This is a genomic window from Vibrio sp. CCUG 15886, from assembly GCF_028570825.1.
Taxonomy (GTDB): Bacteria; Pseudomonadota; Gammaproteobacteria; order Enterobacterales; family Vibrionaceae; genus Vibrio; species Vibrio vulnificus_B.
In genome coordinates, this window is the sequence record NZ_JAQQBT010000001.1 from 371,388 (window position 1) to 396,685 (window position 25,298).

Annotated in this window: 20 protein-coding genes; 10 read left to right on the plus strand and 10 right to left on the minus strand. The window is 45.8% G+C overall.

Annotated elements, in window-relative coordinates:
* Positions 1-225 precede the first annotated feature (225 nt).
* The gene (locus tag PQQ36_RS01600) at positions 226-3,408 is read left to right on the plus strand and encodes a chitinase C-terminal domain-containing protein (protein ID WP_045622379.1); all 3,183 of its coding nucleotides are present in this window, start codon (positions 226-228) and stop codon (positions 3,406-3,408) included.
* A 74-nt stretch (positions 3,409-3,482) separates the two neighbouring features.
* Here the strand turns inward: PQQ36_RS01600 and glgC are convergent, their stop codons facing one another.
* The 4 genes from glgC to PQQ36_RS01620 form a co-directional block, all read right to left on the minus strand.
* Positions 3,483-4,697 (minus strand): glucose-1-phosphate adenylyltransferase, encoded by a 1,215-nt coding sequence (gene glgC, locus PQQ36_RS01605; protein ID WP_011081193.1) that lies wholly within the window; start codon positions 4,695-4,697, stop codon positions 3,483-3,485.
* A gap of 443 nt (positions 4,698-5,140) precedes the next feature.
* A complete protein-coding gene (locus PQQ36_RS01610) occupies positions 5,141-6,889 on the minus strand; it encodes a formate--tetrahydrofolate ligase (RefSeq protein WP_011081194.1) in 1,749 nt (582 codons plus the stop codon).
* 181 nt (positions 6,890-7,070) lie between these two features.
* Positions 7,071-8,375 carry an inosine/guanosine kinase gene (locus PQQ36_RS01615; protein WP_224635262.1) on the minus strand — a complete coding sequence of 435 codons (1,305 nt, stop codon included), beginning with the start codon at positions 8,373-8,375 and terminating at the stop codon, positions 7,071-7,073.
* 124 nt (positions 8,376-8,499) lie between these two features.
* Positions 8,500-8,985 (minus strand): CreA family protein, encoded by a 486-nt coding sequence (locus tag PQQ36_RS01620; RefSeq protein WP_011081196.1) that lies wholly within the window; start codon positions 8,983-8,985, stop codon positions 8,500-8,502.
* Positions 8,986-9,289: 304 nt separating this feature from the next.
* On the opposite strand from PQQ36_RS01620, the gene PQQ36_RS01625 reads away from it, so the two are divergent.
* The 3 genes from PQQ36_RS01625 (at position 9,290) to PQQ36_RS01635 (ending at position 12,454) form a co-directional block, all read left to right on the plus strand.
* On the plus strand, positions 9,290-9,793 hold the full coding sequence (locus PQQ36_RS01625) for a hypothetical protein (RefSeq protein WP_045619564.1): 504 nt from the start codon (positions 9,290-9,292) through the stop codon (positions 9,791-9,793).
* 60 nt (positions 9,794-9,853) lie between these two features.
* Positions 9,854-11,629, plus strand: a complete 1,776-nt coding sequence (locus PQQ36_RS01630) for an HD domain-containing phosphohydrolase (RefSeq protein WP_337249684.1) — start codon at positions 9,854-9,856, stop codon at positions 11,627-11,629.
* A gap of 156 nt (positions 11,630-11,785) precedes the next feature.
* Positions 11,786-12,454, plus strand: a complete 669-nt coding sequence (locus PQQ36_RS01635; protein WP_273660274.1) for an HAD-IA family hydrolase — start codon at positions 11,786-11,788, stop codon at positions 12,452-12,454.
* On the opposite strand, the gene PQQ36_RS01640 is transcribed toward PQQ36_RS01635, so the two are convergent.
* Complete coding sequence (locus PQQ36_RS01640; protein WP_072611899.1) at positions 12,451-12,666, minus strand: hypothetical protein; 216 nt, start codon at positions 12,664-12,666, stop codon at positions 12,451-12,453. The two genes, PQQ36_RS01635 and PQQ36_RS01640, sit on opposite strands and share 4 nt — an antisense overlap.
* A 263-nt stretch (positions 12,667-12,929) precedes the next feature.
* Entirely contained in the window at positions 12,930-14,363 is a 1,434-nt protein-coding gene (locus tag PQQ36_RS01645; RefSeq protein ID WP_011081200.1) for a methyl-accepting chemotaxis protein, read from the minus strand.
* A gap of 353 nt (positions 14,364-14,716) precedes the next feature.
* Here PQQ36_RS01645 and PQQ36_RS01650 point away from each other — a divergent pair, with 353 nt between their 5' ends.
* A complete protein-coding gene (locus PQQ36_RS01650; protein ID WP_103193940.1) occupies positions 14,717-15,310 on the plus strand; it encodes an acyl carrier protein phosphodiesterase in 594 nt (197 codons plus the stop codon).
* Positions 15,311-15,365: 55 nt separating this feature from the next.
* Entirely contained in the window at positions 15,366-16,622 is a 1,257-nt protein-coding gene (locus tag PQQ36_RS01655) for a DEAD/DEAH box helicase (RefSeq protein WP_011081202.1), read from the plus strand.
* Positions 16,623-16,722: 100 nt separating this feature from the next.
* Here PQQ36_RS01655 and PQQ36_RS01660 read toward each other — a convergent pair whose 3' ends face one another.
* A complete protein-coding gene (locus tag PQQ36_RS01660; protein ID WP_011081203.1) occupies positions 16,723-17,526 on the minus strand; it encodes an EAL domain-containing protein in 804 nt (267 codons plus the stop codon).
* A 295-nt stretch (positions 17,527-17,821) separates the two neighbouring features.
* Complete coding sequence (locus tag PQQ36_RS01665) at positions 17,822-18,454, minus strand: hypothetical protein (RefSeq protein ID WP_017422876.1); 633 nt, start codon at positions 18,452-18,454, stop codon at positions 17,822-17,824.
* A gap of 361 nt (positions 18,455-18,815) precedes the next feature.
* Between PQQ36_RS01665 and PQQ36_RS01670 the strand changes: the two genes are divergently transcribed.
* A complete protein-coding gene (locus PQQ36_RS01670) occupies positions 18,816-19,355 on the plus strand; it encodes a cytochrome b (RefSeq protein ID WP_108678626.1) in 540 nt (179 codons plus the stop codon).
* Entirely contained in the window at positions 19,352-19,921 is a 570-nt protein-coding gene (locus PQQ36_RS01675; protein WP_011081206.1) for a YceI family protein, read from the plus strand. The genes PQQ36_RS01670 and PQQ36_RS01675 overlap by 4 nt, the downstream gene beginning before the upstream one ends.
* 105 nt (positions 19,922-20,026) lie before the next feature.
* Here PQQ36_RS01675 and focA read toward each other — a convergent pair whose 3' ends face one another.
* Entirely contained in the window at positions 20,027-21,478 is a 1,452-nt protein-coding gene (gene focA, locus PQQ36_RS01680) for a formate transporter FocA (protein WP_108653765.1), read from the minus strand.
* Positions 21,479-21,729: 251 nt separating this feature from the next.
* Here focA and PQQ36_RS01685 point away from each other — a divergent pair, with 251 nt between their 5' ends.
* Together PQQ36_RS01685 and PQQ36_RS01690 are read left to right on the plus strand one after the other, a co-directional pair.
* Entirely contained in the window at positions 21,730-22,635 is a 906-nt protein-coding gene (locus PQQ36_RS01685) for a LysR substrate-binding domain-containing protein (protein ID WP_011081208.1), read from the plus strand.
* A 196-nt stretch (positions 22,636-22,831) separates the two neighbouring features.
* Entirely contained in the window at positions 22,832-23,305 is a 474-nt protein-coding gene (locus PQQ36_RS01690; RefSeq protein WP_011081209.1) for a DUF1097 domain-containing protein, read from the plus strand.
* 208 nt (positions 23,306-23,513) lie between these two features.
* On the opposite strand, the gene PQQ36_RS01695 is transcribed toward PQQ36_RS01690, so the two are convergent.
* Positions 23,514-25,145 (minus strand): ATP-dependent endonuclease, encoded by a 1,632-nt coding sequence (locus PQQ36_RS01695; RefSeq protein WP_103200332.1) that lies wholly within the window; start codon positions 25,143-25,145, stop codon positions 23,514-23,516.
* Positions 25,146-25,298 lie beyond the last annotated feature (153 nt).

Consider the following 25,298-nt stretch of genomic DNA (forward strand, 5'->3'; position numbering starts at 1 on the left):
ATGTTCTATAAAATTAATCAGAAATTAGTTATCGGTACAAAATAAGAGTGTAGCCGTTGCACTATTACACTAGTTTCTTGCGAGTCAATGTTCAATTATTGCAATTGATAGGTGTGAAATCTTCAAACTGTACTTAAGTTATTTTACAGCGAAATATAAGTCATCAAGGGATTGCTTTTGATGATGATTTAAACGGCGAAACAACAACTTAAGGGAAGAGCCTGTATGCGTTTTAAAAACGGAAAGGCAGCAAAGAATGTGTTTACACTCAGTACTTTGACTGCTTCATGTCTGATGGCATTCAATAGCTACGCGGCTGTTGATTGTTCACCTCTACAAGAATGGAACTCTTCCGCCATTTATAACGGCGGAGACAAGGTTCAGTATCAGGGTAGCGCTTATGAAGCCCGTTACTGGACACAAAACAATAACCCAGCAGAATTCTCGGGAGATTGGGCACAATGGAAAGCACTCGGTGCTTGTGACAATGGCCCAGTTGACCCAGTTAACCAAGTTCCCACCACCGCTTTGACCTCACCTGTTGCAACGGATGTTGTGAAAGAAGGTGAGGTCGTTGTTCTTGCAGCAACGGCAGCGGATCAAGATGGCACCGTCGCCAAAGTTGAGTTTTTGGTTGATGGCGTTGTGGTTGGTCAAGATACATCGGCACCATTCTCCGCGTCATGGACTGCAACCGCAGGCGCTCATACTTTCAGCTCTGTCGCTTATGACGATAAAGGCGCGGTAAGCCAACCAAGCAACGTGACGTTGACAGTGGAATCCACTCAGCCTGGCAATACGGCGCCAACGGTCGATCTTGCACTTTCTGCAACCACGGTTGAGCAGGGTGCAGTGGTCACGTTGACCTCAAATGCAGCAGACAGCGATGGTACTGTTGAAAAAGTAGACTTTTTTGTTGGTGGCGTACTTGTCGGTACGGTAGCAACCGCTCCTTATACGCTTGACTATACCACCACTCAAGCTGGCTCTTTGTCGGTCTTTGCTCGTGCGACGGATAACCTTGGTGCAACCACGGATTCCTCTGCACAGACGCTGAAAGTCAACGGTGTGGCACCAGTGGCATCGTGTCGCCCTGACGGCCTGTACCAAACAGAAGGCGTTAATGTGCCTTACTGTACGATTTACGATGAAGAAGGTCGTGAGAAGATGGGGGCAGACCACCCACGTCGTGTGATCGGTTACTTTACCAGCTGGCGTAGCGGTGATGACCCACAAGCGGCTTATCTGGTTAAAGATATTCCGTGGGAGCAATTAACGCACATTAACTACGCGTTTGTCAGCATTGGCTCTGACGGCAAAGTCAACGTTGGTGACGTGAACGATCCGACTAACGCTGCAACAGGAAAAGAGTGGCCGGGCGTTGAAATCGATCCGACTCTGGGCTTCAAAGGTCACTTTGGTGCGCTAGCCACTTACAAAGAAAAATATGGCGTTAAGACGCTGATTTCTATCGGTGGTTGGGCGGAAACGGGCGGTCACTTTGGTGCGGATGGCAAACGTGTCGCAGACGGTGGTTTCTACACTATGACAACCAATGCGGATGGTTCCATCAACCATGCGGGCATTGAGAAATTTGCCACCTCAGCGGTCGAAATGATCCGTAAGTACAAGTTCGACGGTGTGGATATCGATTATGAGTACCCAACTTCAATGGCGGGTGCGGGTAACCCAGATGATAAAGCCTTCATGGAACCACGTCGTGCTTATCTATGGGCTTCATACCAAGAGTTAATGCGCGTATTGCGTGAAAAGCTTGACCAAGCGTCTGCACAAGATGGCGTTCACTACATGCTTACCATCGCTGCACCATCTTCGGGCTACCTACTGCGTGGTATGGAAACGTTTGATGTGACTAAGTACCTCGATTACGTCAACATCATGTCTTACGACCTACACGGTGCATGGAACGATCATGTTGGCCACAACGCGGCGCTGTACGATACAGGTGAAGACTCAGAATTAGCGCAGTGGAATGTTTACGGCACGGCACAATATGGTGGCATCGGTTACCTCAATACAGACTGGGCATACCACTACTTCCGTGGCTCAATGCCAGCAGGCCGTATTAACATCGGTGTGCCTTACTATACTCGTGGTTGGCAAGGTGTGACGGGTGGTACCAATGGCCTATGGGGCCGAGCGGCGCTACCAAACCAGGCTGAGTGTGCTCCGGGTACAGGTGAAGGTGAGAAGAATAACTGTGGCCATGGTGCGATGGGTATCGACAACATGTGGCACGACACCGATCCAAAAGGTAACGAAATGGGCGCGGGTTCAAACCCAATGTGGCATGCGAAGAACCTAGAAAAAGGCATCTTTGGTTCCTATGCGTCAGCGTACAAACTTGATCCAGTCAACGATCCGCAAGATAAACTGGTTGGTAGCTATGTTCGTAACTACGACAGTGTAGCTGTCGCGCCTTGGTTGTGGAACGCGGAAAAAGCGGTATTCCTATCAACGGAAGACAAAGCGTCTGTCAGCGTGAAAGCCGACTACGTCATCGATAAAGAGATCGGCGGTATCATGTTCTGGGAACTGGCGGGTGACTATAACTGTTACGTGCTTGATGCCAATGGCAACCGCACGACCATCGATGAAACCGAGCAGGCATGTGCCACGGGCAACGGTGAATTCCACATGGGTAACTCGATGACCAAAGCTATCTACGATAAGTTTAAGTCAGCAACCCCATACGGCAACACGGTCGCAACGGGCGCAATTCCTTCAGAGACACTGGACATCGCTGTTTCTGTCGGTGGATTCAAAGTGGGTGATCAAAACTACCCAATCAACCCGAAAGTGACCTTTACCAACAATACCGGTACAGCAATTCCGGGCGGCACTGAGTTCCAGTTCGACATTCCAGTGTCGGCGCCAGATAACGCGAAAGATCAATCTGGTGGTGGCCTGAAAGTGATTGCTTCTGGTCACACACGTGCGAACAACATAGGTGGTCTGGATGGCGTAATGCATCGTGTGGCGTTCTCGCTTCCTGCGTGGAAAGAGCTACCAGCAGGCGGGACTTACGAGTTGGATATGGTTTACTACCTACCAATTTCTGGTCCGGCAAACTACAGCGTGAACATCAACGGTGTGGACTACGCGTTCAAGTTTGAACAACCTGATCTGCCAGTTGCTGATTTGTCTGCAGGCAACGGTGGCAATACGGGTGGTGGTGATACTGGCGGCGGTAACACCGGAGGTGGTGACACTGGTGGCAATACAGGTAGCGGTACGGTTATCCAATGGGAACCAGGTGTAACGCAAGTGAATAATGGCGAAACAGTGACCTTTAACGGTAAGTGTTTTGTTGCGAAAAACAGCCCAGGGGTTTGGGAGTCTCCAACACAAACCAACTGGTTTTGGGATGAAGTAACCTGTCCATAATTCATTGCACTACAAACAAACACCCCAGATTGATTCTGGGGTGTTTTTTATTGTTAAACAGAAGCTTAGTGAATTTAGAACTGATAGCTTTCAGGTACAACAACAATGCCATTCTCTGAAATTTTGAAACGTTGTGCGTCTTCTAAGCGGTTCAAGCCAATTTGAGTGTAGGGCGGGACTTTGACATGTTTGTCGATGATGCAGTTGACCAACTGGCATCCTTCACCAATTTCAACATCGTCAAAAATGATGCTGTCGACCACCGTTGCACTGTCGTTTATGCGTACATTGGAAGAAACGATGGAGTGCTGCACTGATCCTCCCGAGTTGATGACACCATTGGCAATGATCGAGTTAATGAAAATTCCTTCATTACCGCTGCCTGAAGAAACGGTTCTTGCTGGTGGATATTGGGGTTCATAGGTACGGATCCCCCAGTCTTTTTGGTAGAGGTTCATCGGAGGAATCGGCTCTAAAAGGTCCATGTTTGCCTGATAAAAGGAATCAATGGTGCCCACGTCGCGCCAATAGCAATCTTTATCTACCCGCCCTTTACTACCACAGAACTTGTAGGCAAACACAGACCCAGTATCGATGAGTTTAGGAATGATATCTTTACCAAAATCATGGGATGACGCGTCATCGTCGGCGTCTTCTATCAGTGCTTGCTGCAACACCTCCATACTGAATATGTAAATCCCCATCGAGACCAAGCTTCGCTCGGGATCATTGGGTAAATGGGGCGGATTCTGCGGTTTCTCGACAAACGAATGAACGCGATGGCGCTCATCAATACCCATGACACCAAAGGCTTTGGCTTCTTTACAATTTACATCCATGCAAGCGACCGTCAGCGCCGCATTATTGGCGATGTGTTCCTCCAGCATCGGTGCGTAGTCCATTCGGTAGATGTGGTCACCGGATAACACCATGACGTACTTGGCTTCACTGCGTTCGAGCAACCACAAGTTGTGATAGATGGCATCGGCTGTGCCTTCGTACCATTTGCCACCTTTGCGCATTTGTGGTGGTACGGAGGTGATGTATTCGCCCAGTTCAGGATTGAAAATGGACCAACCATCACGAAGGTGTTTTTGCAACGAATGCGATTTGTACTGGGTGAGGACGAGAATTTTACGCAGGCCGGAGTGCAAGCAGTTGGTAAGCGTGAAATCGATAATGCGGTATTTTCCACCAAATGGTACCGCGGGTTTTGCTCTGTCATCCGTTAATGGACTGAGTCGTGATCCCATGCCTCCGGCCAGTATCACTGTCAAAATGTCCTGCATGCGTATTCTCCCTGAATGTGTGCAATATCATAGAGATTAGTACAAGAATTGAGCCAAAACCTTTTTATTGAGAAATCATGACGTTTTCATTAAATAATCCATTGTTGTGCACAAAAAGTAAGCAGTGAGCTTGGGGCATGCACCGTGTTAGTGCGTCGCAATGATAAAAAAGGTCGGCATCTAAGATCTTGGCGCTTAGCGGTTTTACACTGTAAATAGCAGAAAATCACAAGTACTAAACGAGTGGCTTGCACGGGCTGTGCTAGACAAGGCTTTGGGTGGGATTTCTCAGTGTTATCGGAGTAATAAACTGAAAAATAAAAGAATTTCTGCAATCTAGTATGCGTTAGATTCGAACAAAAAGCGCCTTGTTGCAAGGCGCTTAAGGGGGCTCAATAGGATCCTCAACAATGAGATAAATAATGTGATATTGAAATCGTGGCTTAGCTTAGGCCAACAATATCGCCATTTTCATCGATATCCAGTGCCATAAAAGCGGGGATGTCTGGCAGACCTGGCATAGTCATCACATTACCAGTGAGCGCGTAAACGAAACCCGCGCCAGCACAGAGCCTAACTTCACGGACCATGATGGTAAATCCACTTGGTGCACCTTTGAGAGAGGAATCGGACGAGATAGAAAGGGGGGTTTTTGCCATACACACGGCCAACTCGCCAAATCCTAATGTTTGATAAAGAGCTAACTGCTGTTTTGCGGTATCGCTAAATTGCACCTCACCACAACCGTAACCTTTAGTACAAACGGTGATGATTTTCTCCTCGAGCGTTTGCTCTGCTCGATACAGTGGGCGAAAGTTTGCTGGCGCATCACATGCTTCAATCACTTCACGAGCTACCGCCTCCATGCCTTTACCACCTTTGGCAAAGCCCTCGCTGATCGCGACACGAACATTGAGTGGCAGTTGCTGGATCCAAAGCTTGAGTTGCCCAAGCTCCTCTGCGCTGTCTTGTGGAAACTGATTGATAGCAACGACCACTGGTAAACCGTATTTTTGCGCGTTATCAATATGCCATTTTAGGTTACTAAAGCCGGATTCCAGCGCAGCGCGATCCGGTTGAAATAAGGCGTCTGGTAATGGCATACCAGGTTTTAGGTCATACAGCCCTGAGTTTGCTTTCAAACCGCGCAAAGTCGCAACAATCACCACGCAATCGGGGGCTTTGTGCGAAGTTGAAGATTTGATGTTGCATGCTTTTTCAAGCCCCATATCTGAGCCAAAACCGGCCTCGGTGACAACGTAACTCGACAGTTTTAAGGCAATCTCATCAGCGATGATGGATGAGTTCCCGTGTGCAATGTTAGCAAATGGACCCGCATGAATAAGGGTAGGCACACCTTCAAGCGTTTGCATCAGCGTCGGTTTGATCGCTTCTTTCAGCGTTACTGTCATCGCACCTGCCACTTGTAACTGTTCTGCACTGACAGGTTCGCTATCCAGATTGTAAGCGAGAACCACTTTACCAATACGTTCACGCATATCTTGAAGGTTTTTCGACAACGCCAAAATTGCCATCAGTTCAGATGCGGCTGAAATATCAAAGCCTTCTTCACGTTCAAATCCGTTGATGGTCTTGCCTTCGTCATTGATTCCAACGCGAACTTTACGCAGTGCGCGATCGTTGTGGTCCATTACGCGTTTCCAAACCACGCGATCTGGGTCAATTCTTAATGCAGGAAGCCCGGTGCGAGCTTCAAAGGCTTGATAACCAGCGCGCTGTTCGTGATAGATGCGGGCATCAATGGCAGCTGCGGCGAGATTGTGCGCCGCAGTAACGGCGTGAATGTCGCCAGTAAGATGCAAATTAAGTTCATCCATCGGGGCGACCTGTGAATAGCCACCACCCGCAGCGCCCCCTTTTACACCAAAAACAGGCCCCATAGAAGGTTGACGGATACACGCCATCACCGATTGATTGAGGCTTTGTAACCCTTGCGCTAGACCGATAGTGGTGACGGTTTTGCCTTCTCCAAGTGGGGTTGGTGTGATTGCCGTGACCAAAACAAGTTTGCCATCTTGTTGCTCAGCAAGGCGTTTTACACATCGGGCAGACACTTTCGCTTTATATAAACCGTGAGTTTCAAACTCATCTGCCAGCAGTCCTGCTTTTGCGGCAATCTGTTCAATTGGTTTAAGAGGTGTCGTACGACAAATATCGATATCTGAAAGCATGCAAAACCCTTATCTAACAATCACGCAAACGTTTGCGGTGGCATGATACTTAAATGCATAATTGAGTAAAGTATTATATAAGCTTAGTTGTGCTACAGCTTAGTTTAATTTGAGAAAAATTGGCTTAGATCAAAAAGAAAAGGCTGCATAATAGCAGCCTTAAGAGCATTAAGTACGGAATCTATCGATCCCAATAAGCTTCTTCTAAACTGTCTTCACGTTCTGGTAAAGCACGTGATAGGCGAGGTGAATGCTGGGTCAGTACTTCATAACTGACTCGGTTTGCGTACTTACAAATTTGTGACAATGACGAATAGGTCAGGCACATATGCTGGTGTTTCTCTGAGTTCGGGACATTCTTCAGATGGAACGCGTTGGACGCCATATCGTGAAGAAGGGCAGAGAGTGCGCCATCGCCAGCACCATTGGTGTTTTTGATTTCGGCCGGGCCACCTAAGTAAGGGCCAATATGGGAGTAGACGCGGATTGGCTCTTTACATTCAGCTCGGCGCATTGCACGACTAAATTCGTACATGTTGAAGCCTTCAATCGCACCTTGGTAAAGGTCGTGCGTCGTTTCGCGTTTCGCATCGTTGTCGGTGTAACCTGCCATGTAAAGGCCGTCTGGACCCGCAGTGCAAAGGACAAGGTCAACCCAGTCGAGTGCTTTATCGGCCGCTTTCAGTGGATCAGATTCACCGGTCAGAGCTTGGCCTTCTTCTTCATTCATCGCCACAACCGTGATGTTTTCACGGATGTACTCTTGCCACCATTCAGGGTTGCCTTCGATCACGTATTTCGTTCCGAGAGTCAGTACGACGGGTACGGAATGCTTTTTCGCGTATTCAATAGCACGTTGTACCGCTTGTGGCATTGGATCTTCCGGCTTACCTCGCATTAGGTACGACGAAACCACGAGCGCTGCTGCTTTTTCAAACACTTCTTCTGGAATGCTCTCTGGAGCGAGCTTGTTCATGTGGCCTTCGTTGATCGCAAAGGTGCGCTCACCATCTTCAGAGATAAGGGTGTAGCAACGACCAATAGGGCCATCCACCGTTTGTAGGTGGTTGAGGTTCATGCGAGAAGATGTACGACACAAATAGCGATAGGCGTACGAGCCAACTTGAATATTTTTCGACATAACGCCCAGTAGAACAGACTTACTGTCTGCTAAGACTGAGTAGTTGTGAAGGGTGTTGCCAATGGTATCACCAGGGTATTGGTGAGTAATTAGGCCACGTTCTACTAACTCTTCGTAGAGAGCGTCAGCTTTACTTTCTTCAAGAACTAGCGAGTGTCCTTTACTTAACTCATATTTCGCCAAAAATGCGTCATCTACACGCGCTTCGATATCTACGATTGTCTGACCAACACCAACGATGGTTGGGCGGTAGAGCTTAGGTGCCACTTTAAGTTCAGTAACGAGTGGATCTCGAGTGTTTGTAGGGAAATAGTGTTTAGATTTTCGCTGACCAGGAAACTTCATACTAGTGATAGATTGAGAAAAAAGAGGCGCATCATATCACAGATTTTTTGAAACAAGGCTCTTTTTGTTACGCGAAAAATTGGCCGAACATTTTTTGTTCGGCCAAGTGGTTTTTGTGCAGATATTATTGAGTTAGTGCTTCTGTTTTGCTCGGATCAACGTAGGCGTCAGTCCCCCAAAGTGGGACCGTTGATAAGCTATGTTTGAAGCTACCTTCGGTTTCTTTGGTTGTGTACGAAAGGTAGAGTAGGGTTTGGTTCTTTTGATCGTAAATACGACGAACCTTCATTGTTTTAAAAAAGATACTTTTTGACTGCTTGAACACCACTTCGCCGGACGAGCTTTTGTCGATCTTAGCGATCATTTCCGGTGTAATACTGCCAGTCTGGCGGCAAGAGATAGAGCTGTCACTCGGATCGGATAGGCTTAAGTTTGCCTCAATCGAAGCGATGTGACACGTTACGCCGGTGACCACTTCATCTTGTAGCGAGGTGATTTTAATGTCCTTTAGGGTAAACCAACCCAAGCCTACGTCACCGACCTCGTTGCCACCACACCCTGAAAGCAGGGCTGTTGTCGCGAAAACAGCGGTAAGTAGTTTTAATTTCATCGTCTTATCCTTTTTGACCTTGTCAACTGAATGATCTTACCTTACCAGTTTTGACCCTCAGCTGTCTCTAACTAGTTCGGTCAAACTTGCATCATGCAAACGTTTGAATCATAAATTGATTAGAACCAATCTTAACCGCATGGTATGGTATGAGCCTTGCAGGAAAGTAGGAAAACGAAGAGGTTATCAGTATGAAGAGAACATGTGTTGTGCTGTTGATTTCGTTAGGCTTACTTGCCGGGTGTTCAGCACCTCCGAAATCTACCATCTGTACACCAAAAATTTGTGATATTTGGAATTAATCATGTCGAATCAAACTCCGGCAATAACGAATAAAAAGAACAAGTGGTTATCCGATCAAGTTGATTGTGAGTTTCCCACCAAAGAAAGTATTGACGGATTGCAACTCTACCGCGCTTCTGCCGAGCAGCGCATTACCGAGCCATTTTCTATCGCGGTGACCGAATGTGAGGAGATGGAACACTACTTGGTCGACTTTCACCGTCTGACCATTATGTTTGCACTGCTGCAAAGTAAGCGTTGGTCTGACGAAAGTGAACAATCGTTAATTGTTGAATTTCTAACGCAAATCATTCTATCGCCCGAACACGATCTTTATGTGAGTTTCTCTCACGGTGAGCCAGTAGGCGCAGCGATGGTGACGCGTTTGGAGTCAGAACTTTTGGTTTCCGATATCGTGTACAAACAAGCTTTCGATAAAGAACGAGTTGCGGGTTATTTGAGCTGTTTGCTTGAAAAAGTCACCAAAGAAATGTCAGCGGTAGAGAAAATTCTCATCGAAATTTGATCAATGTCGTAATAAGTTCCTAATCAGCCACTATCATATCCCCACCATTTATTACTTGGGATGCATATGAGAACGCTTAGGCTTATTTTGATGTCCGTTGTTGTGCTGTTGATGAATTCCGCATTCGCTTCGACACAATGGCAAACGCGCCAAGTGCTCATTCTCCATTCCTACGATGCTTCTTATCAATGGACTCAAGAGATGCAGAGAGGCATTGAGAAAGCCATTGACAGTATTGACGGTGATGTTCGTTTATCCGTTGAATATCTTGACACCAAACGAATCTCTTCTGCGGACTACTTACAAAAGACCGCTGAGTATATGACCGCGAAATATCGAGGTTATCACTGGGATGGTGTGTTGGTCACCGATGATAACGCATTGCGCTTTGCACAGACGTACTTTTCACAGCAGCTCACACAGTACCCAGTCGTTGCCGTTGCGATCAATGATACACAGTGGCAAAGTCAATCGAGTAAGCACAACTTCCAAGTCATTTATGAAAAAGACCTTTTAGATGAAAACCTCGCTCTGATTGAAGCCCTTCGTCCCAATATTCAAAAACTTTATTATCTTGCGGACAAAAGTATTACCTCCGATCTGATTCGCGCCGACCTTAATCATTCGATGCGTCAGCATGCAAACATTGAACTTGTCGACATCTCAGATAAATCGCTCGACGAGGCCAGCCAATTTTTAGCTCAGATTGATCCGGACGATGCGGTGTTACTCACGCACTACAACACGGAGCTGAGTTCTGGCGTATTTCATTCCTACAAAAAAATCTCGAACACAATAGGCGACAGTAGCCGAGCACCGGTTTTTGTTTTGTGGGACCTCTATCTTGGGCAGCCAGGCATTGTCGGTGGCTACGTTAATTGTTCAGAGAAATTTGGTTATCAGGGCATGTTGATGCTGGCTGAGCAAATGGGCTACACCTTGCCAGAGGCGATGATGGATGAAAGACCATCCTCACTTGTCTTTGATTTTAACGCACTAGACAAGTACGACATCGATTTAGATAAGTTACCGTCTAACGCCACGTTATTGAATGAACCCGTCTCTTATTTGGTGAAACATCGACAGGTATTGCTGGTTGCGGGTGTGATTATTTTGTCGTTGTCTATGGTGATCGCCATGCAGTACATGACGATTCAGCAGAAAAAACTGATCAACTTGAAAAATCGCAAAATTGTTGCTCTGCAGAGAAGGACATTAGCAGTGCAAAAAGAGATGATCCATGTGCTAGGTGAAGCCATTGAAACACGTTCTGGAGAAACGGGTAACCATGTTAAACGTGTCGCGCAATTATCCGTTGGGTTAGGGCGTTTATGCGGATTGAGCCACCGTGAGTTGGAGATGCTAGAAATCATTAGCCCGATGCACGATGTTGGTAAAATCGCCATTCCCGAAGCCATACTGGACAAGCCCGGTAAACTTAGCCTAGAAGAGCGAGAAGTGATTCAGACCCATTGTGAAGTAGGTTATCGCCTCCTTAATAACAACAAAGCTAAGATCATGAAATTAGCCGCATTGGTCGCGTTACAGCATCATGAGCACTGGGATGGCCACGGCTATCCATATCAGCTTAGAGCAGATGAAATTCATGTTTTCTCAAGGGTTACTGCCATTGCTGATGTGTTTGACGCGTTACTCAGTGAGCGTTGTTATAAAGCGGCTTGGGACATTCATCGTGTGATCGACTTCTTTGAACAGCAGAAAGGTAAGCAGTTTGATCCGTACTTAACGGATTTGCTACTCAACAACATCGACCATTTTGTCGAGATTCGAAACTGTTATCCAGATAATCTTAATGAATTCAAGCAGGCGAGCTAAATTCGCTACACTCTGCGCATTTATGATCATTCTCCGACATAGATTATGATTTTTGTCGGAGAACTCCGGTTTTCTGAGCACTTTGCTTCATATAGTAAAGGGAATTTAAGTGAACGCCCTTCGTTCACGCTGATTTCTATAAACTGGGGAATGCGAATGATAAAAACAAAAATAAAATGCGTCATTTTCGACTGCGACGGAACCTTGGTCGACAGTGAAAAGCTGTGCTGCCATGCTCTCGTGAATGTCTTTGAACAATTTGGCTCTCATATTTCCTTAGAACAATGCCTTGCTCAGTTTCGCGGTGGGAAACTGGCTGATGTGCTTTCCGATGCGATGGCATTGGCTGAGCTCGAAATATCGTTAGATTTACTAGAGCCTGCTTATCGCAATGAGTTAAACCGCTTGTTTAACGAGAAATTGCAGGTGATGCCTGGGGCTGAAAGCTTGCTCGATTTTCTCGAACGAGAAAAGATTGAATATTGTGTTGCGTCGAATGGCCCGAAAGACAAGATCGCGCTCTCTTTAAGGCTGACGGGATTGTTAGAACGGTTTGAAGGGAAAATGTATTCGGCATTTGAAGCGAATGCGTGGAAACCAGATCCTGATCTTTTGATGTACAGTGCGTTCCATATGGGGTTTGCAGCGGATGAGTGTATCTATGTCGACGATACGCCGAAAGGGGTGGAAGCCGGTATCAATGCAGGCATGAGAACGTTTCAGTTATTTAACGGTTATGACATTAACCAAATAACAGATGCCCGAGTCAGACAGATCGGGCATTTGGAAGAACTGATAGAGATTATTCGTCAAGAATCAAATTAGTGACAACTGTTACTGATGGAATGCACGTAAGCAGGTCGATTTTGATAAATAGGTGCCATTTGGAGACAACGAATGGCGCTGAAGTTCTTTGTATGGAAACCACATGATGCACATGTGAACTTTTCCCCATCTCCAGAGATGAAGTACTCATCGTGTTGACAAAGTGGGCATACGGTATTTTCGGTTACGTCGATATATTTATAAGTATTCATTTTTTAATCACCAGCAGCAAAATAGGCCCTATTAGAATAGCGAAATGTTTAATAACAGGGCATTTTTTCACTCTAATAAACAAGTTCTTGAGAGTGATATCCCAGTATTGTATGAGAAGTTAGATATTTTCATTGCAATTTGTTTCTTGAGCCGAAAATGAAATTGAATGCTTATTCCCAATAAGAAGTACGGCGTAAACAAACATGCTCCAAAACGAATAAAACAACTCAAGGATATAAAAAAGCTCCCGAAGGAGCTTTTGTCATTGTGTTCGATATTGTTTAAGGATTTGTGACAGTGAGATGGTGGCCTTGGTGAGATTCGCTACTCCCGATGACGACTGCTGTGCGACGGTGCGTATCGTATTTGATTGGCTGCGAATATCGCTGAGCTCTGAGGCAATGTCGTTAGCGACCGCACTTTGCTCTTCAGCAGAGGTGGAAATTTGAATACTCATGTCCATCAGCACTTTCGCTGAGTCGGCAATCGATTTAACGTCCGTACCAATTTCTGCAATCAAATCACTACTGGTTTTCGCTTGACTGACCGTTTGAGCGGTAATCGAAGCGATGTTTTGACTCTCTGTTTGCAGCTTCTCTATCATGGCTTGAATTTCAACGGTGGCCGCCTGAGTTCGGCTGGCTAAGGTTCGAACTTCGTCTGCAACTACGGCGAAACCTCGCCCTTGTTCACCCGCTCGCGCCGCTTCAATCGCTGCGTTAAGTGCCAGCAGGTTTGTTTGTTCAGAGATGGCATTGATGGTGGTGATCACATCATTGATTTGTGTCGTGTTGTCATTCAACGTGGATACTGATGTCGATGCTCGCTCAATGTAGCTAGAAAGCTTATCAATCTCTGCAATCGCGGATACAACGCGTTTATGACTGCCTTCAATATGTTGGGTATCGCGCTCCGTTTGATGCGTCGCTTGCTGAGAAATCGAAGAGACCTCTTTGGCTGAAGCGGTCATTTGCTCCATAGCGGTCGCCACTGAGTCTAATGAGGAATACTGATTTTGGATTTGCGTTTCGCTGAGCTTCATCTCTTTTTCAAACGAAGCACTGGTTTCACCCATCGTGTTTGCATTCTCTTTTACACTTTTTACTAGATCGGTCAGAGTGTCCATGGCTTTGTCTAGCGCACAGCCAATGGTACCAAATTCATCACGACCAGGATGGAAGCCGAGACGAGAGGTTAAATCGCCCTCACCAATCTTCTGTGTCGTGGTGTAGAGGACCCACAGCGCGCCACCAAGGAAAGTTGCGACCCAATAACAAAACAAACCGAAAGGAGCGAGCCACAAATAGCTTAGCAAAAAGGTAGTGAGGGCAGAGGATCTTGCCTTCTCATCAGATTGTTTCGTATTCGCAGTAAGCTGATAAAACTGACCATCGGCTCCTTTTAATGACACGGTAGTCATGCCATCTTTGTATTTTGCATCAGTTGCACTTGCGGCTTTAGATACGCCACTGATGGCCAAAATGGCGTCACTGTTAGGATGGCTGACGATCCCTTGTAAGCGATTTTGCGCGGCGATTTTAGCCTGCACCTCTATCTGCTCGAGTTGGTTAACATAACGGGCACCTGAAACACAGGATAGGGCGAGGATAAACAGGGTGACGATGACCCAGATTTTGTCATTGATCGACATTTTGATAAACAAGCGGTCGATGGTCCTAAATTCAACTTCTCTCATATCTGCTCCATATTGAGATCAATTCGTCGCTAAAGTTATAGTGATACCGAAAGATTTTATGAGAGGAAGCTCAAGGTTGTATGCAATTAATGATATGTAACATTTTAATATTGTGATCGCTGCGGTATAACCACATATAACAGGATGTATAAAGAAGGTTTGCGTGATGCAACCTGTTACACACTATTTCCCCACACATACTAAGGAGTGGTCATGTCAGAATTTGAACTAAAAAATGATGAGACACTAGAGTGGCTGGACGCGATGGAAATTGGAATCGATTTGTCGCAATACCCAAATGAAGAGAATGACGCAGACAGCGATGTCTGTTGATTCCCCCCTGATAAACAATAATGAACTACCTTGCCCACCTACATTTAGCGGACGTTGCCAACAGTGACATGTTAGGCAACTTACTGGGCGACTTCGCCAAGGGTGACCCAAGCAAACAATATTCACAGGAAATCGTGCAAGGGATTCGTTTGCATCGCGCCATCGATAAGTTTGTTGATACACACGGTATCGTACGAGCGTGCAAAAAACGTTTCCCAAAACAGCAGCGACGTTTTGCGTTAATCGCTTTAGACATGTTTTGGGATCATTGCCTTGCGATGCATTGGCACCGATACAGCGATATCTCTTTAGATTCGTTTGTGCATTACGCGCAACGAGAAGTGGCCAAACACGGCACCAAAGATCTGCCACCCTCTTTTTTACTGTTGAATCAACGCATGTGGCAAGGCAAGTGGTTGCAGTCATATCGTGAGATGGACAATATCGAGTTTGCGCTGCACAGAATGTCACAGCGTCGACCCAGATTGTCGCCACTGTCTGAATGTCACGCCACATTGCAAGACGAATATGAGCATTTTTCTAGCGCCTTCGAAACGCTTTATGCCGACACATTGCAATTTAGCTGCAACCAACAGAAAGAGTTTGGCTTGTAGATAGAGATATTTATCTGGCTCTGCTACAATCCGCGCTCATTTTTTGGGGGCCGTAATGACAAATACTTTCATTGAGCTTGGACTTGATTCTTCGTTAAGCGATCATCTTTCTCAGCTAGGATTTAACACACCAACACCAATTCAACAGCAAGCGATTCCACATCTTTTGCAAGGTAGAGATGTGCTGGCTGCCGCTCAAACAGGGACAGGAAAAACCGCCGCTTATGGCTTGCCACTGATCCAAATGTTGTCACGACAGTCGCGAGAAGAAACGGCACCCAAACATCCTAGAGCACTGATCTTAGCGCCAACCCGAGAGCTGGCGCAGCAAGTGTTCGACAATTTGAAACAGTATGCGCAACACACTGAGTTGGCTATCGTTACCGTATACGGTGGAACCAGTATCCGTGTTCAACAAGAACAATTGGCAAAAGGTGTTGATATCCTCATTGCGACGCCTGGACGTCTATTGGATCATCTTTTTACCAAGAAAACCTCATTGAACCAGTTGCAAATGCTGGTGTTAGACGAAGCCGATCGCATGTTGGATATGGGCTTTTTGCCCGACATTCAGCGCATTATGAAAAGAATGCCTGAAGAGCGTCAAACGCTGCTGTTTTCCGCTACGTTTGAAACACGTGTCAAAGCATTGGCTTATCGTTTAATGAAAGAGCCCGTCGAAGTTCAAGTTGCCGCTGCCAACAGCACCGCCGACACCGTTAAGCAGATGGTGTATCCGGTCGACAAAAAACGCAAAAGCGAGTTGTTGGCGTATCTCATTGGCTCTCGTAATTGGCAGCAAGTACTGGTATTTACCAAAACTAAGCAAGGCAGCGATGCTTTGGTGAGTGAATTAAAGCTGGATGGCATCAAGGCCGCTTCCATCAATGGCGATAAATCGCAAGGTGCACGTCAGAAAGCTCTGGATGATTTTAAATCGGGTAAAGTACGCGCGTTGATCGCCACCGATGTTGCCGCACGCGGTTTGGATATTGCTCAGCTAGAGCAAGTCGTAAACTTCGATATGCCTTACAAGGCAGAAGATTACGTGCACCGAATTGGCCGAACGGGGAGAGCAGGGCAAACGGGGCTCGCAGTATCTTTTATGTCACGAGATGAAGAATACTTGCTGCAAGCGATTGAAAATCTGCTGGATACCCGTTTACCTCAAGAATGGTTAGCGGGATTTGAGCCCAGTGAAAAAGAGAACTACGTTGAAGATACACCTAGCAAGCGCACTAGTCGTTCAGCAGAAAAACGTAAGCTTAAGCAAAAGTTAAAAATTCACCAAGGCCGTGGTAAAAAGCGCTGATTGCTGTTCGGACTTATCGCTTAAGTTAACGCACAAAAGTTAGAGCACAAAAAGTTAGGTCGGAACGGGCACACCATTCCGACCTATTTTATTACTAACCCTAGCCAAAGGAGGCCAAAGAAAACGCGGGTTCTTCTTCAAGAGATTGCGGCATCGCCAAAAAGTAACCTTGGTACATATCCAGATTCAACAATTTCATCAGGCTAAGCTGCTGCTCGGTTTCAATCCCTTCAATCACGGTTAGCGATTCCATTTCTCGGGCAAAAGCCAATGCGCACAACAGTAAGTTGGTATCGCCTTCTTCATAGCGCTGAAGCAAAGAGCGATCAAGTTTAATGATGTTGGGCAGGATATTGCGCGTGCGCTCCTGAGTGGAGGCCGCAATGCCAAAGTCGTCAATGGCCCACCAAAAACCGTTTTTACTCAAAGAACGAGTCGCGCATTGAAGTTCTTGCTCACAGTTCACTTTGATTTCAATCAGTTCCATGACAATTTGCTCTGGGCACAGATCGACTTCTCGAATGGTTTTTAGCAAAAAATGGTAGCTCAGCTCTTCTAACGCCAGTCTTTCAACCGCATGTGGCAATACATTGAGAAAGAGTTTCTTATCTCGATAACTGGATTGAGCAAAATTGCGTATGTGCATGATGCGGCTCAAACGTTCAACGTTGAGCTTATCGATTGGTGAGATCTCATCGGAATGAAAAAAATGGTCGGGACGGATAATACTTCCGTCATCACACTGGATTCGGACCAGTGCTTCAAGGCCCACAACAGTCAGGTCTTTTTTGTAAATTGGCTGAAAAACACTTCGAAGTGTCATTTCCTTATAGCGTGAAACAAACTGTCCACCCTGCTCAGAAAATATATACTCGTTCAGCTTCTCTGCAGTTAACGTGTTCATCTTACGGCTCGAATTAGTGGTAGAACAGCTCCTTGTTCCTACCATGCGAAAAACAGTGTTCTGTGCTGAGTCAAATCTTTGTCTAACTTTCTAATGGATGCACAGCCACATACTTTGGTTCAATGAACCTCTAGGTCAACTGACCCTAATTAATACTTCTAAAGTTAATATCTAACCCGCGCTTGTTTTGCTTATCAAGTAAAGTTGCATGCCAAACTTATAATTGTCGAAGCAGCTCAAATTTTGTGTTGCATAAGCGTTAAAACTTGGGGGTGATTTGCGCAGTTAGATCGATTTACCACTGGAGTACTGCGTAAAATTGCACATATTTACGCACCATCTGTTTGTTCCCTGAGCGCCTTAGCGGGTGGCCAAACTTTAGGTAACAAGGAGAAATGTTGAAACGGCTTTCTAATGATTGAGTCAGCTGTGAATCACTGGTGTAGAGCGAAATTCCTTGTTCACTGTACTCGTTGATTTGGTCTGGTAGCTCACCCATCCACCAATAAAGAAGTTCACGGCTTGTTTTACTACGGCTGATCCAGTGATCACCGATAAGGAACAATAAATCATTGGGTTGTATTGCAAACCCGTACTCACTTTGCCATTCAGTGACATCGGCCAATAAATTGTCTCGGCATGTTTTGCCCGCACTGACCATATGGTGAGATAACACCCAAACCGTGCCGATTTCTGATGTTACCCGGTATTGGTGTGGCAACTCGCCCACATCCACTTTTTCCAGCGGCTCAATCACGCTTTCATGAGCAAATTGCTTAAACGTGTTCTGCATACGGCGTGCAAAAGCCAATCCTAAGTGGTGTTCACTCATACCTTGGTTATGTACGGCGGGATAGTGCTTTTCACACAGTTTTAAACAATCGTCCTGAAAGTTGTTGACGCTTTTAATCACAAGGTCGAGTAGCAAGATATGTCCTTATAGAAATCGAAACAGTCATCACGTTTTTGAGGTTAGCATGTTTAAAAACAGGCAACTAACATTCGCTTACAAGTTCTTGATCAAAACATCATATTTTTACCTTCCTCAATGCTGACTGATTGTTTCAATAACTGAATTGATTTGAGACAAGGCGCTAAAAGGGGAGATGGGTCAATGACGAACAAATAATGAAAAGTTCCTTCAATTTTTTCGAACAAGTTGTTCCACCGCCACAGGTAGCCCGTTTGTAAAACTTGGTAAATAATCTCACTCAGTTTGTAGGGGAAAGGTTATATTGCGTACTGCTACCTATTCTCATTCTCTATTGTCTATAAGGTTGGATAACACGATGGAAAATCATGTGACGCAGTACAACGCCATTGCTCGGCTGATTCATTGGGTATCGGCTGCGGTTATCGTTGGTATGTTTGCCGTCGGTTTGTGGATGGTTGATTTGTCATATTACAGCGAGTGGTATCGCGTTGCGCCGAATTGGCATAAGTCTGTCGGTGTTTTACTACTCGTTTTGACACTGTTTCGTTTGGTATGGAAATTGGTGAAGCCATCACCGACCATCGAAGGTAAAAAAGCCGAAGTAGCAGCCGCAAAAGCAGCACACCATACGATCTATTTATTGCTGATGGTGCTGTTTATCTCTGGTTATTTAATTTCGACGTCTGATGGACGCGGAATAGAAGTATTTAATTGGTTTACCGTCCCGGCAGCCGGTGAGTTGTTCGCTAATCAGTCTGATATAGCAGGAGCGATTCACTTTTATGTTGCTTGGGCATTAATCGGCCTTGCTGCACTCCATGCACTTGCCGCTTTAAAACATCACTTTGTCGACAAGGACAATACATTAAGAAAAATGATAGGAGCTCGAACATGAGAAAGTCAGTTATTGCGACAGGTTTAGCGTTGATGATGGCAGTGCCGTTTGCTGCAAACGCTGCTGATTACGTTATTGATACCAAAGGGGCACACGCGTCTATTAACTTTAAAGTGAGCCATCTTGGTTATAGCTTTATTAAAGGTCGTTTTAATACCTTCTCTGGTGACTTTTCTTACGATCAAAACAACATCGCTGCGTCGAAAGTAAACGTAGTCGTTGATACCCGTAGCTTAGACTCTAACCATGCAGAGCGTGATAAGCACATTCGTAGCGGCGATTTTATTGATGCAGGCAAATTCAATACTGCCACGTTTACTAGCACCAAAGTGATGGATAAAGGTGATGGTAAACTGGATGTGATGGGTGATTTGACGCTCCACGGCGTAACAAAGCCTATTACTATTGCTGCTGAGTTTGTTGGCGCTGGTCAAGACCCTTGGGGTGGCCAACGTGCGGGCTTTATCGGTACGACTCGCCTAGAGCTTGCTGATTTCAATATCCCAGTGATGGGGACTTCAAGCTACGTTGATATGGAATTGCACGTAGAAGGCATTAAGAAGTAATTTCTTCGCATGAGATTACGTTGCTGTGCACAATAAGAAAGCACAAAAAGAAAGCCTCCAATGGAGGCTTTCTGCTTATTTAAGCCAAGTTGTTTACTGTTTTCGTTACGCCGTTTCTAACTGACGCGTTTCTACGAGATTCAAACGCTCACCATAAATTGGACGCAACGCGTTCAGCACTTCTTGACGAGACACAACACCGGCAAACTTGCCATTTTCTAGAACAGGCAGAACATGAGGCTTGTTCACTTTCATGCTTTTCGCACGTTCTTCAAGTGACAGTGATGTCATACGAGTAGCGATGCCCATGCTAGAGGTTGGGTATAACTGTTCTTTGTCGATGCAAAGGAATTCAACCACATCGACCAAACGATCATTGACATCAATCGCGACCACGTCACGGCTCATCAAATCCACAACTTTTTGGCCAGTGCTTGGTAGGTAATCTTGGCACCAAAGATCAACCATGACGTCGTGTGCAGAGAGGAAGCCGACGAGACGACCTTCAATATCAACCACAGGTGCACTGATAATATGATTGTCTAAAAGAGTATCAAGTGCGGTTGCGATTGGCATTTCTACGCCTAGTACCACTGGTTGTGCATCCATGATGTCTCTAACTACTGCTGCGTTTTTCATAGTAAATTCCTTAACTGACGTAATGTGTGTTGTTTGTGTAATTGTGCTGATTTTTGCTGCTTTTAGTTCTGGGCGACGGTAGATACACCAGTTCGCTAAGCCGACTAACACAGCACCGCCGACGATATTGCCCAAAGTCACGGGAATAAGGTTGGCAGTAATAAAGTGACCAATATTGAGGTCCGCATATTGGCTTGCATTGGCTCCGACTTGTGCCCAAAACGCGTCTGGTGCAAAGTTGGCAATCACGATACCTAGTGGCACCATAAACATGTTGGCGACACAGTGCTCAAAACCGCTGCTGACAAACATGGCGACCGGCAACATGGTCATTACGGCTTTAGTCATCGCGTTGGCAGAACTGAACGTTAACCAAATAGCGAGACAAACCAGCAGGTTACATAGCACCCCTAAAGAGAATGCTTGAATCGTGGTGTGGTGAAGTTTGTGCTGAGCAATATTCAACGCATTCAAACCCCATTGACCACCGTCCATTTGGTATAAACCTGCACCTGTTACCAGAAGCAAAAGAAACATTGCACCGATAAAGTTACCGATATAAACCTTGCCCCAGATTGCCAGCATTTTCGTAAAGCTGATTTGTTTGTTTGCCCACGAAATACTCGACAATACTGAACTGGTAAACAGTTCCCCCCCGCAGATCACGATCAGGATTAAGCCCATACTAAAAGCCAAACCGCCAGCGAAGCGGCTAAGACCCCATCCCGCGTTGGCACTACCTGTTGTCACCGTGATGTAGAAAAGAAACGCGAGACCGATAAAAGCGCCAGCCATAATCGCCAAACCTAACGTCATGGCGCTGGTTTTATTGGCTTTGCTGAGGGCAAATTTCTCGGCTTCTGCCATCATTTCTTTGGGTGAAAAGTATTGTGTGTTTTCAGAGGTAGCCACTGACATGTTGACTCCTTTTATCTGAGTTCATTGATACTCCTTAATATTGTTCTTGGTTATGTTGAAAGCCCTGACGTTGTTAGTGAGTGCGGTGTTCCCGAACCGCACAATCAGATTAAGCGCTTGAACAGCTACAGGTAAAATTGATAATTTTTAGTTTTCTCATCAAATTATTTGATATGCCCAAAGAGAGGCGTAAAATGAAACCCATTGCTCATCAATTTGATGTATTGCTGTAGTAATTAGGGGAACAAAACTTGCGTTATTCGTTAAAACAGTTGGCCGTTTTTGATGCGGTCGCTGATACAGGAAGTGTGAGCCAAGCGGCTGACAAACTCGCTTTAACTCAATCGGCAACCAGTATGTCTCTTGCACAATTAGAGAAGATGTTGGGCCGGCCTTTGTTTGAGCGACAAGGAAAACAAATGGCTTTGACCCATTGGGGCATGTGGTTAAGGCCAAAAGCGAAGCGATTGCTCCAAGATGCTCAACAAATAGAAATGGGTTTCTACGAGCAACATTTACTGAGCGGAGAGATTCGTTTAGGGGCGAGTCAAACGCCTGCAGAACACCTTGTGCCAGACCTCATCAGCATAATTGATAATGACTTTCCTGAGATGCGTATCTCTCTTGGGGTGAAGAGTACCAATGGGGTTATCGAAGGCGTACTGGATTACCGTTATGACTTAGGGATTATAGAAGGGCGCTGTGATGACAACCGTCTGCATCAAGAAGTTTGGTGCCGTGACCATTTAACCGTCGTTGCCTCCGCGAATCACCCTTTTGCCAAACGTGAAACCGTGAGTTTGGCGCAGCTAGAACAAGCTCGATGGGTATTACGAGAACATGGCTCAGGTACGCGCAAGATTTTTGATAGCTCGATTCACCATTTGGTTGAAGATCTTGATGTGTGGCGCGAATACGAACACGTTCCAGTACTCAGAAGCTTGGTGGAAAACGGCTCCTATCTGACTTGCTTGCCTTATCTCGACGTAGAACGTCATATTGAGGCAGGAAGGTTGGTCGCACTGAATGTTCCGGACCTCCATATGGAGCGAACGCTCTCTTTTATATGGCGCGCAGATATGGCGGAAAACCCGCTAGTAGAATGCATTAAGCGTGAAGGATTGCGAATGATGAAAGGAAAACCGTCGGTTTTATAAGCGAAAAGCGAAATTAGGTTATTTTCTAAATCTGTTGATTTAACGGTTGCGTCATGTTTTACGTGCAACAGTTAAATTATTGCAACTCCATATGTGATCATTCTCATGTTTATATGGCGAGATTTCGCCTAGTATTCATTGCCTGATTGATATGTGAGTAGGCACAGGCCGCTCCAACAAGTTTGGGTTGCAAACAATGAGTACATTAGTCGCTATATCATTAACCACTGGTATTTTGTCTGGATTGTGGGGATGGATTGCCATCTCACTGGGCCTTTTATCATGGGCGGGCTTTCTCGGTTGTACCAGCTACTTCGCTTCACCTAATTCTGGGTTGAAAGGGCTAGCGGAAAGCTTGCTGACAAATATGTCTGGCGTTTTTTGGGCGATGGTCATCATATATGGCTCCACGTATGCTGGCCTAGAAATTCTAGGTTATGTCATTACAGCCGTGGTGGCGTTTGCGATGTGTATTCAAGCGAAACAAACTTGGTTGGCCTATATACCCGGTACTTTCATCGGTTCTTGTGCAACGTTTGCAGCAGATGGCAATTGGCAGCTAGTTGTGCCATCTCTGTTATTAGGCGGTGTGTTTGGATACTTGATGAAAGCCTCTGGCTTGTGGTTACACCAGAAATCAGCCGCTGCACAGCTTGCTCGACAAGCATGAGGTAGCCCCCCCGATCTTATTTGTATCTAGAATGCTGAGTTTGAATCCCGCTTTGTATTCGCTATCAAAATTTATGATATTTGGTACAAGCGCATCGTTTGATGCGCTTTTTTTATTCCTGCTTATGTTTCAGCCACTCTATATCTCTGTTGTTGCGCCCTTTGTGTGTCGTTCGCCAACAGGCCGCGCCATCTAAGCTAAGCATGGGTTAGGTGTTGCCATTGGCCATGGTCACAATGCGCTTTAGTGTCCAACGCAGTAATACAGGGATACACTCAATGCCATTTTCTTCACAGTGGGACACAATCGATAAGGCCAGATCGGGCTTGGCGTGCTTTTTCAAAACCTTGGTCACTACTTTTTTCGCTGGAATAGGGTGTTCATAAGGAATTTTGATAAGATCCTTAAAGAATTTATCAAAGCCATGATTATATAAAAAATGTTCTATGTCGTGATCGGGCAACTCGGTGAGTCGGTGACGTTCTTGATCGTGTCCGAGCATGCCTTTCACCGTCGCGGCGTATTTTTTACCTGCTGCGTCACCATCGGTCACCACATGCCAATCAATCCCCATTGCTTTCGCTACTTTGATCAGTGAGCGTAACCCGGATTGGGCAAACTCGATGATCTGCACGCCTTCTGCGGCGAGATTATAGCCACATTGATTGGCCAACTCATTGAACAACCAAACTTCCGTTTCCCCTTCCACCAGCAACCAGCAACGAGCAAATAGGGCCCCCGAACGATGAAAACGGATATGGAAACCAATCCGCCGCAGCTCATCTACGCTAAAACGTTGCGGATGGATACTTTTTGCCACGGTTTTATCCGATTGTCGAATCAAGCGCCGAATAGAATGAAGTGGTACGGAGCCAAGCAATGCACCACTATTGGTGGTGAGGATTTTCTGCATCGGTAACATCTGCAGCAAACTCCACGCTCTGGCCAAATGAGTGGGGTGTAAACGGCCTTCTGGATCTTCGATGATCAAGATAGGGCGGGCGCAACGTCTGAGGTCGGCAGGCCCTTTGGCTTGCAGATAAGCGTTGAGCAATCCCATCAACAACAGGCGTGTTTGCTTATTGTTGGTTTCTTGTATGAACTGACTTAAGTTTTTGTCTGCCGAAGTGGCGTTATAAAACAGGCCATCACGAGGCTTTCGCGGATCATTTCGGTTGATGCTTTTAAAAGAGAAGTAGTGCTCAACCAGCGAATGCATTGAGTTTAAACTGCTGCGCATTTCCCCTTTGTTAACATGGCCAGGTATCGCCAATAAACGACGACAGGTATTGTCGATGCGTTTCTCGATGCGCGCATTTTTGCCGTTGGCATCGGATTTCAACTCAGGGAAACGGCGAGAATCTCGCAAGCGAATGACCGGATGCAGAGACATGAGCTCTTGAGCGATCTTTTCGGAGTGATGAAGCGCCTTGGTTGAACCGTCGTTATTTAAAAATGCGTAGTGTGTCGTGATGTCGTAACCATCTCGGGTCGCACTAATGCGATAGAAGATTCGATGATCGCCATTGTCATCTTTACACCACACTGGTTTTAAACGGCGGTAACGTCCTGCTTTTGTCTCATGTCTATCGGTAGAGCGGAAGCACAGCACAATTTGCAGATGCTGTGTTTGAGGATGAGAGATGGAATAATCAACGTGAAAATCAGACATCTCGAATTGGTATAACTCAGCATCCGTTGGAAGAGCGACGGAAAGAGCGTCCAAAAGTGACGATTTGCCCCAAGTGTTTTCACCAATCAGGGTAGTGAGCTCATCAAAAGAAAGAGATAACCGCCGTATGCCGCGAAAACCGGAGATTTCAATTCGTTCTAAAAGCATAACTCTCCTCCATGCGCGCCGTAATTATTTGAATGTAAAGTGAAAGGCGCTTATAGAAAGAATATGACAAAATTAAGCTGGCTGTTTGTTATGGTGTCACACTTTTCATTTGACTGATGATTTGTTGAGCAAATAGAGAAAGTTAGCTGTGAT

Bases quoted from the DNA above. Each gene is read 5' to 3' on its own strand.
- PQQ36_RS01600 (WP_045622379.1), top strand. From the start codon at position 226: ATGCGTTTTAAAAACGGAAAGGCAGCAAAGAATGTGTTTACACTCAGT.
- glgC (WP_011081193.1), bottom strand. From the start codon at position 4,697: ATGCAGGACATTTTGACAGTGATACTGGCCGGAGGCATGGGATCACGA.
- PQQ36_RS01610 (WP_011081194.1), bottom strand. From the start codon at position 6,889: ATGCTTTCAGATATCGATATTTGTCGTACGACACCTCTTAAACCAATT.
- PQQ36_RS01615 (WP_224635262.1), bottom strand. From the start codon at position 8,375: ATGAAGTTTCCTGGTCAGCGAAAATCTAAACACTATTTCCCTACAAAC.
- PQQ36_RS01620 (WP_011081196.1), bottom strand. From the start codon at position 8,985: ATGAAATTAAAACTACTTACCGCTGTTTTCGCGACAACAGCCCTGCTT.
- PQQ36_RS01625 (WP_045619564.1), top strand. From the start codon at position 9,290: ATGTCGAATCAAACTCCGGCAATAACGAATAAAAAGAACAAGTGGTTA.
- PQQ36_RS01630 (WP_337249684.1), top strand. From the start codon at position 9,854: ATGCATATGAGAACGCTTAGGCTTATTTTGATGTCCGTTGTTGTGCTG.
- PQQ36_RS01635 (WP_273660274.1), top strand. From the start codon at position 11,786: ATGATAAAAACAAAAATAAAATGCGTCATTTTCGACTGCGACGGAACC.
- PQQ36_RS01640 (WP_072611899.1), bottom strand. From the start codon at position 12,666: ATGAATACTTATAAATATATCGACGTAACCGAAAATACCGTATGCCCA.
- PQQ36_RS01645 (WP_011081200.1), bottom strand. From the start codon at position 14,363: ATGAGAGAAGTTGAATTTAGGACCATCGACCGCTTGTTTATCAAAATG.
- PQQ36_RS01650 (WP_103193940.1), top strand. From the start codon at position 14,717: ATGAACTACCTTGCCCACCTACATTTAGCGGACGTTGCCAACAGTGAC.
- PQQ36_RS01655 (WP_011081202.1), top strand. From the start codon at position 15,366: ATGACAAATACTTTCATTGAGCTTGGACTTGATTCTTCGTTAAGCGAT.
- PQQ36_RS01660 (WP_011081203.1), bottom strand. From the start codon at position 17,526: ATGAACACGTTAACTGCAGAGAAGCTGAACGAGTATATATTTTCTGAG.
- PQQ36_RS01670 (WP_108678626.1), top strand. From the start codon at position 18,816: ATGGAAAATCATGTGACGCAGTACAACGCCATTGCTCGGCTGATTCAT.
- PQQ36_RS01675 (WP_011081206.1), top strand. From the start codon at position 19,352: ATGAGAAAGTCAGTTATTGCGACAGGTTTAGCGTTGATGATGGCAGTG.
- focA (WP_108653765.1), bottom strand. From the start codon at position 21,478: ATGTCAGTGGCTACCTCTGAAAACACACAATACTTTTCACCCAAAGAA.
- PQQ36_RS01690 (WP_011081209.1), top strand. From the start codon at position 22,832: ATGAGTACATTAGTCGCTATATCATTAACCACTGGTATTTTGTCTGGA.
- PQQ36_RS01695 (WP_103200332.1), bottom strand. From the start codon at position 25,145: ATGCTTTTAGAACGAATTGAAATCTCCGGTTTTCGCGGCATACGGCGG.